Origin of the sequence: Pseudomonas sp. PHC1, assembly GCF_046487845.1 — a bacterium.
Classification (GTDB): domain Bacteria; phylum Pseudomonadota; class Gammaproteobacteria; order Pseudomonadales; family Pseudomonadaceae; genus Aquipseudomonas; species Aquipseudomonas sputi.
On the sequence record NZ_JBJXHJ010000010.1, the window covers coordinates 110,895 to 124,178 of the forward strand.

Annotated in this window: 9 protein-coding genes; all 9 read right to left on the minus strand. The window is 61.3% G+C overall.

Going from position 1 to position 13,284, the window contains the following annotated elements; genetic code table 11:
* Positions 1-8 precede the first annotated feature (8 nt).
* A complete protein-coding gene (locus ACKJSM_RS15600; protein WP_410238192.1) occupies positions 9-1,082 on the minus strand; it encodes a class I SAM-dependent methyltransferase in 1,074 nt (357 codons plus the stop codon).
* Complete coding sequence (locus ACKJSM_RS15605; RefSeq protein WP_410238193.1) at positions 1,079-1,930, minus strand: NAD-dependent epimerase/dehydratase family protein; 852 nt, start codon at positions 1,928-1,930, stop codon at positions 1,079-1,081. The genes ACKJSM_RS15600 and ACKJSM_RS15605 overlap by 4 nt, the downstream gene beginning before the upstream one ends.
* Positions 1,927-3,153 carry a methyltransferase domain-containing protein gene (locus tag ACKJSM_RS15610; RefSeq protein WP_410238194.1) on the minus strand — a complete coding sequence of 409 codons (1,227 nt, stop codon included), beginning with the start codon at positions 3,151-3,153 and terminating at the stop codon, positions 1,927-1,929. Before ACKJSM_RS15610 ends, ACKJSM_RS15605 begins: the two co-directional genes overlap by 4 nt.
* Positions 3,150-3,710 (minus strand): dTDP-4-dehydrorhamnose 3,5-epimerase, encoded by a 561-nt coding sequence (gene rfbC, locus ACKJSM_RS15615; protein WP_236181637.1) that lies wholly within the window; start codon positions 3,708-3,710, stop codon positions 3,150-3,152. The genes ACKJSM_RS15610 and rfbC overlap by 4 nt, the downstream gene beginning before the upstream one ends.
* Positions 3,707-4,789: a CDP-glucose 4,6-dehydratase gene (gene rfbG / locus ACKJSM_RS15620; protein WP_410238195.1), complete on the minus strand. Its 1,083-nt coding sequence runs from the start codon at positions 4,787-4,789 to the stop codon at positions 3,707-3,709. Before rfbG ends, rfbC begins: the two co-directional genes overlap by 4 nt.
* Positions 4,771-5,544, minus strand: a complete 774-nt coding sequence (gene rfbF / locus ACKJSM_RS15625) for a glucose-1-phosphate cytidylyltransferase (protein WP_236181639.1) — start codon at positions 5,542-5,544, stop codon at positions 4,771-4,773. The genes rfbG and rfbF overlap by 19 nt, the downstream gene beginning before the upstream one ends.
* Before the next feature lie 245 nt (positions 5,545-5,789).
* The gene (locus ACKJSM_RS15630; RefSeq protein ID WP_410238196.1) at positions 5,790-7,775 is read right to left on the minus strand and encodes a calcium-binding protein; all 1,986 of its coding nucleotides are present in this window, start codon (positions 7,773-7,775) and stop codon (positions 5,790-5,792) included.
* Between the two features lie 221 nt (positions 7,776-7,996).
* Complete coding sequence (locus ACKJSM_RS15635; RefSeq protein ID WP_410238197.1) at positions 7,997-11,590, minus strand: glycosyltransferase; 3,594 nt, start codon at positions 11,588-11,590, stop codon at positions 7,997-7,999.
* Positions 11,591-11,707: 117 nt separating this feature from the next.
* Positions 11,708-13,279: a flagellar hook-associated protein 3 gene (locus tag ACKJSM_RS15640; RefSeq protein WP_410238198.1), complete on the minus strand. Its 1,572-nt coding sequence runs from the start codon at positions 13,277-13,279 to the stop codon at positions 11,708-11,710.
* Between the last annotated feature and the right edge of the window lie 5 nt (positions 13,280-13,284).

Genomic DNA, 13,284 nt, shown 5'->3' on the forward strand with positions numbered 1-13,284 from the left:
CTCAAGGGTCACTGGAACGAAGCGCTGTCGACGGCGTGATAGACGTAACGTCCACCGGTCATCCGCTTGATCTCTTCGAGGTAATTGGAGTTCATCACAAACAGGTTGGCGCCCTCGGGCAAGGCGTCCATCGCCTCTTGCGGCGAGGACACCCGGGCGCCGCTCAGGGGCAGGTAACGCCCCTGTTTGGCCGGGTTGATGTCGACCACCCGATCCACCGCCACGCCGGCGCGTTGCAGGAACAGCGAATAGATCACGCCTTTGGACGAGGCGCCCCAGATCGCCGAACCCTGCTCGGGCGCGCCCTGGATGATCTGCACCGCGCGCTCGAGGCTGGCGGTGAAATCGTCCGGCAAGGCCAGGCGTGGCACCGGTTGTTCCGGAGTCAGGCGCAACGTGGCGAGGTCAGCGACGATGTACAGGTACTGGCCACCGAACAGGTGACCGGCCTCGTGCACCGTGCCGAACATCCGGCGCAGGTCGTCGAGGCGGAAATAATTGACGTGCTCGTAGAACAGGTCGAACCAGGCGCGGTGTTCGAGGATCCAGTCGAAGCACGGCACTTCGATGTAGATCTGCCCGCCGCCCTGGTTGGCTTCAGCAATCACCGCCAGAAAGCTCAGCGGATCCTGAATGTGTTCCAGCACATGACGCAGCACGATGGCGTCCGCCTCAAGGCCCAGGCCTCGGGTGAACGGGGCCTTGATCACGTCGGCGTTCTCGCCTTCGTAGGCCGGGTCGATGCCGGTGATGTGGTAACCCAGACCCTTGAGCAGCTCCAGGAAATAACCTTTGCCGCAGCCGACTTCGATCAGTTCCTGGCCCTTGAAGTGCCGGGCAATGATGCCTTCGACATCGCTCAGGTGTTTCTGGAACTGGCCGGAATGCGCCTGCTCGTTCTGGTAATCAGCGTCATAGCTGAGCTTGTCGGCGTCGAACGCCGCATTGAAGATCAGACCGCTGCGTTCATCCTGCACCAGCAACATGTCGGCGCTGGCCGAGGCCTTCGCCGATTCGGGATCGGCAAAGGTGCGGTTCTGCAACACCGGCAGGTCGGTGACCCGATACAACTCGTGCCTCATTGCAGCTCTCCCAATAACTGTTGCAAGCGCTCGGTCACCGCCCAGAACGCCAGCGGTTCGTGGGTCGGATACGGGTAGTGGCCGAGGTTCAGGCCGATGGTCGCGCCGCGTTCACGTACGCGCAGCTCAACCAGTGCCCGCACCGAAACCGGCTGGCCGCTGGCGCAGTTGATCGTGCCGTCGAAGTCGCGTTTGTGCAGGATCGCGGCGAGGTACGCGGTAGCCGTTTCAATCGCCAGGAAGTCCCGCAGCTGTTCACCGGCCGACATGTTGAACGTCGCATCGCCGGCATCGATGGCCCGGTCCAGCGCCGCCAACAGACTGTTGGGGTTTTGCCCTTCGCCGTGCAAATAGAACAGGCGCGCCCACTGCAAAGTGAATGGACGCTCCTGCTGCAGATGCTGCAGAAACAGGTGCAGGGTGTGCTTGGCCAACCCGTAAGGATTGCTCGGCTGCGGCGCCGTGCTTTCGCTGAGCGGGCCGCTCTGCATGCCGTACTCGAAGCAGGTGCCGGTGACCAGCACCTGCTTCACGCCCGCCTCTACCGCGCCTTTGATGAAGCGGTAGTCGGCCATCAGGTTGTGCTCGAAATGGAACAGCGCCCGATAGTTCGGCAACCCCGGCCAGGCCAGGTGCGCGAGTGCATCGACACCCTCGGTCAGCGCGTCGAAATCCAGATCCGCCGCGTGAATATCCGCGCTCACGAACTCGACGTCCTTGATCCACGGCATGTCCGCGGCTTTCCGCACGTCGCGTGCAACCGCCCGCACCATGCAGCCACGGGCCAGCAACGCTGCGACCAGATGCCGACCGACGAAGCCTGTGGCACCGGTGACCAGCACCTTCACAGCACGCTCAACTCAGGCACGGCGATCACGAAGCGACCGTCCCACTGACGCACCTGAGCCAGTTGCTGACTGACTTCGTGCAGCAGGTTCCATGGCAGCACCAGCACGTAATCCGGTTTCTCGATATCGATCTGCGCTGGCGCGACAATCGGAATGCGGCTGCCCGGCAGAAACTTGCCCTGTTTGTGCGGGTTGGCATCGGCGACCCAGGCCAACAGATCCGGCTTGACCCCGGCGTAGTTGAGCAGAGTGTTGCCTTTGGCAGCAGCGCCATAACCGACCACACGCTTGCCGTCGGCTTTGGCCTGCAACAGGAAACGCAGCAGGTCATGCTTGATGCGTTCGGCAGCCGGCGCCAGCGTCGCGTAGTACTCGGCCGTTTTCACGCCTGCATTGAGTTCGGCCTGCAACTGTTGTTGTACCGCTGGCTGGACATCACGACGCTCGCCATCCTTGCGCTGGACAAACACCCGCAGCGAGCCGCCATGAGTGGTCAGTTGGCTGACGTCGAACACTTCCAGGCCGTTGCGCTCGCACAAGGTCTGCACGGCGGTCAGGGACAGGTAGGAATAATGTTCGTGATACAGCGTGTCGAACTGCGCGCCCGCCATCAGCGTCAACAGTTGCGGGAATTCGAAGGTGGCGACGCCGGTCGGCTTGAGCAGTGTGGCGAAACCACCGAGGAAATCGTTGATGTCCGGCACATGGGCCAGCACGTTGTTGGCGGCCATCAGGTCGGCGGCCCAGCCTTCGCTTTTCAGCTGGGCGGCGGTGTCGCAACCGAAGAACAGTTCACGAATCTCCAGGCCTTTTTCCCGTGCCGCCTGCGCTGTGCTGCGGGTCGGCTCGACGCCCAGGCACTGGATGCCGCGACCGGCCACGTATTGCAGCAGGTAGCCGTCGTTGGCCGCGACTTCCACCACGCGGCTGTCGGCAGTCAGACCGAAGCGCTCGACCATCTGGGCCACATAACGCTCGGCATGGGCCAGCCAGGTGCTGGAAAACGAACTGAAGTAGGCGTACTCGGCGTCGAACAGGCTGTCGGCGCTGGTGTAATCCTCGGTCTGCACCAGCCAGCATTGCTGGCACACGGCGACCTTCAGCGGCACCCATTGCTCGGCCTGTTCCAGCCGATCGGCATGCACGTAGGCATTGGACGGTGGCGAGGTACCGAGATCGATCAGCGGCAGGCTCAGCGGTGCGGCGCACCCACGGCAGTTCATAGACGCACTCCAGCAAAGTGTTGATCAAGCGCGGGATGGCTGGAATCCCGGGCTGACAAATTATTGACAGGCAACGGCCAGGCGATCGCCAGCCGTGGATCGTTCACCGACAGCCCGCCCTCGTGCTCCGGCGCGTAATCGGCGCTGTGCAGGTAAAGCAGTTCAGCGTCGTCGGTGAGGGTCTGGAAACCGTGGGCGAAGCCGGCCGGAATCAACAGGCTGCGTCCGTCGCCGGCCTTCAGGTGCTCGGCATGCCAGTGCAGGAAGGTTTCGGAATCCGGGCGCAGGTCCACCGCCACGTCCCACACTTCACCGCGCAGGCAGGTGATCAACTTGGCTTCCGGGGCGTTGGCGTCCTGATAATGCAGACCGCGCACGCTGCCCTTCTCGCGGGTGCAGGAATGGTTGATCTGGCGAATGTGAAATTCACTGCCGAACGCCTTCAGGCTGCCCTCGCAGAACAGCCGGGCGAAATGGCCGCGCTGATCTTCGAAGCGTTTGTGCTGGACGCTGAACAATCCGGCCAGCGGTAGCTGTTTCAAGGAAAACTCGCTCACAGCGCGCCCCGATACAGGTTCAACTGGCCGAGGGTCACGGTGCGCATGTCGTCGCCGTTATGCCACGCCAGGTGCCAGTCGAGGGTCTGGGTCAGGCATTGCTGCAACGACCAGCGCGGTTGCCAGCCCAGCACCTGACGGGCACGGCTGCTGTCCAGACGCAACAGGCCGGCTTCGTGCAGGTCACTCTTTTCGAGGCGCAGGCCACGGGCCTGAGGCCAGCGATTGGCGAGCAGTTCGACCACTTCGCCGACGCTGCACATGTCCGCCTCGCCCGGGCCGAAGTTCCACGCTCCGGCGTATTCCGGGCCTTGTTCGTAGAGCCCGGCGGCCAGTTGCAGGTAGCCGGCCAGTGGCTCCAGCGCGTGCTGCCACGGGCGCACGGCTTGCGGGTAACGTAGCGTCACCGGCTCGTCTGCCGTCCAGGCTCTGAGCACGTCGGGGATTAGACGCTCAGGGGCGAAGTCGCCGCCGCCCAACACATTGCCAGCGCGTGCGGTGGCCAGGGCCAGACCGTGCTCGGCGTACTTGTCAGCCGGGAAGAACGACGCCGCGTAAGACTGCGCCAGCAACTCGCAGCAGGCCTTGCTGCTGCTGTAAGGATCGTGGCCACCGAGGGCTTCGTCCTCGCGGTACGGCCACAGCCATTCCTTGTTGGCGTAGACCTTGTCGGTGGTCACCAGCACGCAGGCCCGCACGCAACCGACCTGACGAATCGCTTCAAGCAGGTTGAGGGTGCCCATGACGTTGCTCGAATAAGTGCCGAGCGGATCGCGATAGCCTTCGCGCACCAGCGGCTGGGCCGCCAAATGCAGGACGATTTCCGGCTCAGTGTCGGCGATGATCTCGAGCAAGGCGCCGAGGTCACGCAGGTCGCCGCGCTGATCGTTGATGCCTTCGCTCACGCGCGCCAGTTCGAACAGGCTCGGCTCGGTCGACGGGTCGAGGGAAAAGCCGCTGACTTGCGCACCGAGGCTTTGCAGCCACAGGGTCAGCCAACTGCCCTTGAAACCGGTGTGCCCGGTAATCAGAACCCGCTTGCCGCGCCAGAACTCAGGACTCAGGCCCATTGCTTCCATGGGGCCTCCCCGCTCTGCCACAGCGCTTCGAGATGATTCTTGTCGCGCAGGGTGTCCATCGGATGCCAGAAACCTTCGTGTTCGAAGGCTTTCAGCTGTTCATCCTCGGCCAGTCGAGCCAGCGGTTCGGCTTCCCAGGTAGTTTCGTCGCCCGCGATGTAGGACAGCACTTTCGGCGACAGCACGAAGAAGCCGCCATTGATCCAGCCGCCGTCGCCGCGCGGTTTTTCGGTGAAGCCGAGGACCTGATCACCATGCCGTTCAAGGGCGCCATAGCGGCCCGGCGGCTGCACGGCGGTGACGGTCGCCAGACGGCCGTGGCCTTTGTGGTAGTCGACCAGTTGCGCAATGTTGATGTCGGAGACGCCATCGCCGTAGGTGAAGCAGAACGCCTCTTCATCCTTGAGGTAACGACCGGCCCGCAACAGACGGCCACCGGTCATGGTTTCCTCCCCGGTGTCGATCAGGGTGACGCTCCACGGCTCGCTGTAGTTCTGGTGAACGTCCATGCGGTTGTTGCGCATGTCGAACGTGACGTCGGAGGTGTGCAGGAAGTAGTTGGCGAAGAAGTCCTTGATCGCGTAGCCCTTGTAGCCGAGGCAGATCACGAAGTCGTGAATTCCGTGGGCGGAATACTGCTTCATGATGTGCCAGAGAATTGGCTTGCCGCCGATCTCGATCATTGGCTTGGGCTTGAGGTGCGACTCTTCACTGATGCGCGTGCCGAGGCCACCCGCCAAAATAACTGCCTTCATCGTCTCCCCTCTTCTACGTCACAGGGCTTGGCCTCGCTGTTGCAGGCCTTTGCGGCTGAACCTTTGCCAGTCCGGGCGCGGGTGAATGACCGCGAGCGCTCGTTTTATGGCGATTTGAGGGGGACTTGCAGGAAACGCGCCAGCTCCGCGAGCCCTGCGTCGGCGGGAGTTCAAGGCATGAAAAAAGGATGAGTCCGTTGCGGGACTCACCCTTTTCATCAAGCTTCTTCAATGAATGGGACGGATCATCCAAACATCGCGAATCCATCGACCGTGGCCGGCAGGTCGTAGACCTGGCCGTCAGCGGTCTGCAGATGCTCGATGTTGTTGTACCCGGCGTACCAGCCCTGCAGCTTCACGCCACTGTCGGGAACGCCAGTGCTGCCGTCGTTGGCACCATGCAGATAGGCGTCGTCACCGATGCGGGTGACGTTCAACTGGCTGAGATTGGCGATGGTGTTCAGGATCAGGGTGTCATTGATATCCCAGCCCTCGTCCTGAATCGATACCAGCCCGGTGGTGTTCACCACGTAGGTGTCATCACCCGTACCGCCATAGGCACTGCCGCCAGAATGCAACTGACCGGCAAGATTGAGGATCAGCAGATCATTACCCTCATCGCCGGTCAGCAGGTAGTTGCGCTCTGCGCCCGTCAGGACATCGTTACCCGCCCCGCCGCGAGCATCCCCGCCGAACACTGTAATGGTGTCATTACCCTCGTCGCCACTGGCGAGGGTGTTCGTATCATGGGAATCGCTGATGATGACGTCGTCACCGGCGCCCCCCGACAACAAATCGGAGTTGTAGCCTTGCTCATCGAGACCGGACGCCAGACCGCCATAAATGTGGTCGTTGCCATCCCCACCAAAAATGAAGTCGAAGCCAGCGCCACCCTCAAGGATGTTGTCACCCGAGTCACCGTACAGGTGATCATCAAACCGGCTGCCGCGCAGGCCTTCGATATCGATAAAGGTGTCACCGAGGGCGATGCCGGTCTGCATGCTCCAGTTCAAAACAGCGTACAACCCTTCAGTGCTGTCGTCGTAGCTGACGATGTCGATACCCGCACCACCTTCGAAGCGATCCGCACCTGCACCACCTGACAGGACGTCATTGCCGGCACCGGAGATGATGGTGTTTTCCAGGTCGTTACCATACCCGGTGAAGTCTGCAGTACCGGTATAAGTCATGTTCTCGACGAACGCTGCCATATGCATCGACGACACACTGGTGTTCAGTTGATCGGTGCCACCGGGGAAATTCTCCTCGACGATGATCACATCCTCGCTGTTGATCGTGTAAACGTCATCGCCCGCCCCACCCACCAGGGTCAGACCGCCGACGTTGGCGGTGAGATGGTCGCTGAACCAGGTGCCGATGACCTTCTCCACATTCAGCAGTCTGGCGTCAGTTGTTCCGCCGCCATTGCCGATCTGGATGTCGACCCCGTCAAAGGCGTTGAGATAACTCACAATGTCATAACCATCGGCGCCATCGACGATCATCGCACCATCAAACAGGTACAGGGCGTCGTCGAAGTTTGAACCCTGAATCGCTTCAATGCTGGTGAAGCTATCGCCATAGGCGATGCTCGACCCGTCGTTAGTCCAGTCAGAAATCCTCACACCTTCAAGGCTGTCGCTATAGCTGACGGTATCGAAGCCATCGCCACCCACGAAGTGATCAGCGCCGGCGCCACCCCACAGCCAGTCGTTGCCGGCGCCACCGATGATCTCGTTGTCGCTGGCATTGCCGTAACCCTTGAAATCGCCCGCGCCGGTAAAGGTCAGCTTCTCGATGAACGGGTCCATCTTGATGGTGTTGAGACTGGTGCGCAGCTCGTCGTAGCCGAGATGGTTTTCCTCGATGATCGTCACACCCTCGCTGCCGACGATATACACATCGTCACCTACACTGCCTTCCAGCGTCACGCCGGCCACATTGCTGGTGAAGGTGTCATTTTGAAAAGTGCCGAAGACCTTCTCCACGCCGATCAGCGTATCGACCTTGCCGTCAGCGGCAGTGACGGTCGTCGAGGTATCGTTGAACTCGACGCTAACCCCCGAGGACAAGGCGTAATAATTCGCCGTATCAAAACCTTCACCGCCATCCAGCACGTCTGATCCCGCAGTGGCGAACAGCAGATCATCCGACTCCAGTCCATAGAGTTCGTCATTGCCATCGGTGCCCCACAGGCCGTCCGCATCACTCGTTCCATTCACTACTGACATTTGCGTCTTCCTTGCGTTGTTGTTGAATCGGGAAACCTGCCTCACGGGCACAGGCCGATCACGCCAGCAGCAACCGTCCGAGGTCAGCGAATAGAGAAGTATCGACAGGGAAATCGCGATGCTTGAGGCTCTGCGGTAAAAAAAGTGTCGATACTGATACAAACAGGATATTGAAGACGCAAAAAAGGCGACTCGAAAGTCGCCTTTTTCAGCAGTGCCGGTCAGTCCGCCAGCCAGCCGTTTTCCCAGTACCGCAGGTTGTCGCCCCGCAGTACGTAGTCGCGCAATACGATTTCTCGCAGTTCATCGCCCATGCGATAGCTCGCATCGGGATCGGCCAGGTGCATGCGGATTGCCTGCAGCCACTCGTCCGTGGAGTTGGTCTTGACCCGGGTGCACGGCAGGTAACCCTGATAGGCCTCGGTGTCGGTGCAGACCACCGGATAGCCGCACGCGCCGTACTCCAGCAGGCGCAGGTTGCTCTTGCAGTCGTTGAAGATGTGGAACTCCAGCGGTGCGAGGGCCAGGTCGAGGTTGAGGCTGGCCAGTTTCGCCGGATACACATCCAGCGGGATCACGCCGTGAAACTCATGCATGTACGGGCGCAAGTCATCCGGGCACATGCCGAAAAACACCCAATCGACCTCGTTTGCCAGCTCACGGACCACATCGGCAATCACCGCCAGATCTCCGTGGTGACTGGTGCCGCCACCCCAGCCGACCCGCGGCTTTTTCGAGGTGCGACGCTGGCTGTGCAAGTCAGTCCACAAGTGCCGCGACAACATGTTCGGTACCACCCGGATGTCGTGATGCATGTCCGACAGAACGTTGGCCAGCGGCTGGGTAGACACCACCACACGATCGCACAGACCGATCGCCCGCCGCACCAGCCGCTCCATTTCCTGCTTGTTCGGCATGTTGCGGATGTGCGCGTTGCGATGAGGGACATCGATGACATAGTCGTCAAGTTCGTAGATCCGCCGGGCGTTGAAAAAGTTTTTCAACGGCGGAATTTCCTCGATGGCACCTTCCGAGTAACGCCCTTGCAATACGATCACGTCGGGCGACTGGCGCTCGATATCGATGATCGAAGGCAAGCCATAGCAAATCCGCCCTTCGGCACGATTGGCCGCCTCCAGCTCGATCATCGGCTGGCTGATGCGATAGTGGCCGATAGCGGAAGCGTTGATCGGTACCGCCAGCACATTCGGCAGCTGCGTGCACGAAAACGGGCTCCAACCGGTACGCAGGCCCGGCTCCAGACTGAAGCTGGTCGCACCGACCCCCTGCACCGCCAGATTGACGTTAAACGCAGGATCGCGCGCAATCACTGGCAACCAGCGCTTGTAGAACGTTTCGTGCTCCTGAATCTGCAGTTGCTCTTCTTCTGCCGTGGCCTCGGCCGTCGGCCGCGCGCCCAGGGCCAGCATGGCATAAGGTGTCCAGACCACCAAGTAACCTTCCCGGCCGACGCGCAGACACAGATCCGCCACATTGAGGGCCTGCGCCAGATCCTGTTCGTCGAGCCCGTCGACAGCTTCGTAGACAGCCTTGCGAATCATCAGGCAATCACCGCCGACCGCACTCAGGTCATGCACCGCCTGCAAGCGGAACATGTACCCGTCCGCCTGCAGCGACTGACCATAGAAGGGCAATCCCACGGCGCCCTGCATGCCCAGAATCAGGCCGGCATGCAGCACGCAACCGTCCGGATTGTACAACTTGGCGCCGACGACCCCGACTTCCGGACGCTGCGCATGATTGAGCAGTTCGTCCAGCCAGTCGGACTGGGTAATCACCGCAAAGGTATTGAGCATCAGCACGTATTCGCCGCGGGCCTGCCCTACCGCAAAGTTGTGCGTGGCGGCGGCATTGCCCTGCTGCGCAAAGCTCAGCACGCGAACCCGGTCGCTGCCCAGTTGCGCCATGCCGTCCAGCCAGGCCAGCGCTTCGGCGCTGGTGCTGCCGTTATCGACCAGCAGCAGCTCGTATTCGGTGTAGGCAGTTTTTTCCAGCAGCGTCTCGACACAGCGCTGCAAGGCGGCGGTCTGGTCTTTGGTCACGATAATGATCGAGACCAACGGACGCCGTGCGTGATGATAGTCGACGCGATTGAGCAGTTCGGAGCTGCCACGGCGAATGTCATGGGCCAGACCGAGCCGTTGCAGATGCGCCTGGAGCACCCGCGGATTCTGTTCGAGGACGCCCGGGGCCACGAGCCATCTGGACAGGTCAAAAGGCGATTCCAGCATGACCTCGGCGATGTGGCCGATAACCTGTGTGCCGTCGTTCTCGACCAGTCGCCACAACACATCGTGCGGCGCCATCTGAGCGAAGTCAGGAGCGAAACCACCCAGCGCCAGAAAACGCTCACGCTCGAATGCCAATGCCCGACCGACATAGGGGTAGCTGCGCATCAGGTCGAGGTTGAAATCCGGCTTGAATGCAGGCTCTGCGGACTCCCCGTTACGCAAGCTGCCCTCGTCGCTGTACAGACATTTCAGTGACGGGTAATGCACGATGCGCTCGGCCATGACCAGCAATGCCGGTGCCACCAGCCGATCACCGGCCTGCAGCAGGTAAAACCAGTCGGCTCCCGCCAATTGTGGCAGCAGCGTATTGATCTGTTCCATGCCGTCGTCTTGCAAAGGCATGCGGAACACCCGCCCGTCCAGCTCGGTTTCGGTACACGAGGCGGACAGGACAAGGATCAGCTCCGGCGGATAATCCTGGGCGGCAAGCGATGCCAGCGTGCGTTCGACACCGTCACGACTGCCCTGCCCGTCGATGACGATCGGCACGATCCGGGGTTGATGCGACCAGCCGGCCAGGGTTTCCGGCAACAACGTGCGCTGACCTTCGGTCAGTACCCGGCAATTGAGCCACTGCGCGTAGAGTTCGGCAAAACTCCAGCTGTCGATGCCGACACTCCACTCCTGGCGGCTCTGCTTGGAGCCCAGAGTGCGACTCAGCGGCAGTTCCTCCCAGACCCGGGGAGACTCGTCGGCCTTGCTCAGCGGAACATAGCGAACCCATCCCGGCGCCGGCGCTGCTTCGCCGCTGCGCGATTTGAGCATCTGCAGCATCCACTCACGCTCGACCTCGAGCGCGTCTTTCATCGACTGTTGCGCACTCAGGCGTTCCGGGTACAGCCGCTCGGCGCTGAGCACGTTGTTGGACACCGCCAGATTGCCGCGCCGCAGCAGGCAGACGTACAGAGCAAAATCCAGCGAAGCGATGAAACAGTGACCTTCCTGAGTCAGCGCCGGCAACAACGCTTCAACGTCGGCACGCCGGAACATCGCGTTAGTAAACCCGCCGAGGACATTGACCGGGAATTTCTCGAAGATGCCCAGCAAGTCGTCGCCCTTGAACAGACCGCTGTGCGGCGACAACGATGTGTTTTCCAGGCGCGCGGGCAGGATGATGTCCTGCGCATCCCACAACAGTCGCTGGGCCAGTACCAGACTGACCTCTTCACGCATCATCTCCTGGGCCTGCTGCCGGATGCAGTCGGCATACAAGTGATCGTCGTCGCACAGGAACTTGATGAACTCACCCCGCGCCTGACTCAGGCACGCCTTGAGGTTGCCGATCATTCCCAGAGTGCGCGGATTGCGCACATAACGTACCTCGACGCCGGACTGCTCGATGACCGAGGCTACGATGCGTTCGATCTCGGGACCCCGATTGTCATCGCAGACGATAATTTCCAGAGGGCTGTAAGTCTGGCTGACAGCACTGTTCAATGTCCGCTCGAAAAAGCGTGGATTGAAGGCAGGAATGACGACGCTGACAAGGGGAAGTGAATTCACGGCGGACTCGCAAGCGGCGGGAACCCGCCCGGAACAGCGAGCCCTTTGAAACCGCAGAAAAAGACAAAGGATACAGAGCGATCGGAGCAAGCGGGCGCTTGCGCGCCCGTTCAGGCTTCAGATCTTGTTGAACAGGCCCAACTGAGAGATTTTGCTGAACGCCAGTTGCGAGGCCTGCAGCATGGTCTGCTGCAAGGTCAGGCGGGTCATCACTTCGGCCGGATCCGAATCACGGATCGTGCCCTGGGTGCTGGCGTTTGCCAGTTGCAGGCTCTGGTTGGTGGTGCTCTGGTCATCCAGCGACTGCCCGCGGGCACCGATGGACGTCACCGCACTGCCGATCTGGTTGGCGGCGCTGTCAATGTTGCCGAGCGCCGACTCCATTGCCCCCTGGAATTTCTGCTTGGCCACCGGATCACCGTCGATCGGGGTGTTCAGCGCCGTGACCATCTGGCCCAGGGTGTCGAGCACGTTCTGGGTCTGGTGGTTGTTGGACTGGATCGAGAACTGGTCACCGGCCGCTGGCGTGCCACCGAGGGCAAAGGTCACGCCTGCTGCCGTGGCGTTGCCGCCGGCCACAGTACCCGACGAGATCGGCTTGCTGTCAGCGGTGACAGGCGCCGCGTACAGGTCGAAGTCCGTGGCGCTGGTGAATTTCAGCACCGCGCCGCCGCCGGACGGGAAGGCCGACGTGTAGGCTGCCTGGTCGGTCACGCTGAAACCGGTGATGACCGCCGTCGACGGGTTGCCCGGGCTGCGTGAGGTGGTGAACGAATCCGGCGAAGCCGACAGCTGGAAGCTGTGACCGGCAATGACTGCGTCCGGGTTGGTGTCACCGGCCTTGAGGTTGATGTTCAACTTCATGTCGACGCCACGGAAGCTGACCGTCTGGTTGGCGCCGTTGCTGTTGCTGATCAGACCGTTCTGGCTGGCTTCGGCCGTCACATCGTTGCCCAAGGCATCGGTGATCTTCAGCTGAGTGCTGCTGATGAAGTCCACGGTGTACGGCTGGCCGGCCGTGAACTTGGCGTTATACGTCGCGGCGGTGCCTACGATACCGTTGGTCAACACCACGCGACCGTCATCAACGGCCGGAGCCGTCATATTGGTCTGGGTGCGGGCAGTATTGATGGTCTGCTGGAAAGCATCCCAACCGGTGGTGTTGGTGGCCACCGACAGGCCGTCGCCAATGCCCAGATTGATCTGGGTCTGGTCACCGTTGTAGGTGTAGGTGCCGTCGGCATTCTGCGAGTACGGCGCGGTATCGGTTTTCGAACCGGAGAACAGATAGTTGCCGTTGGCATCCTTGGAGTTCATCAGCCCCAGCACCTGTTGCTGGATCTGGCTCAGTTCGGCGGCGTAAGCCTGGCGGTCCTTGTCGGTGGCGATGCCGTTATTGGCTGCCAGCCCGATTTCCTTGGCGCGCTGCAAGGCGTCGGTGATGGCCGACAGCGTGGATTCCTGAACAGTCAGCGAGCTCTTGGTGGTGTCGATGTTGCCTTTGTACTGATCGAGCATCGCGGCCTGCTGACCCAGACGCAGCAAACGACCCGCTCCGATCGGATCGTCGGCGGCGGTGTTGATGCGCTGCAGGCTGCTGGCTTCGTTGGCGGTCGCGACCGTCTTGCTGTAGTTGCGCTGATATTGGGCAGCTTGCGTCGCGTAATACTGGGCGGTGGAAATGCGCATGAATT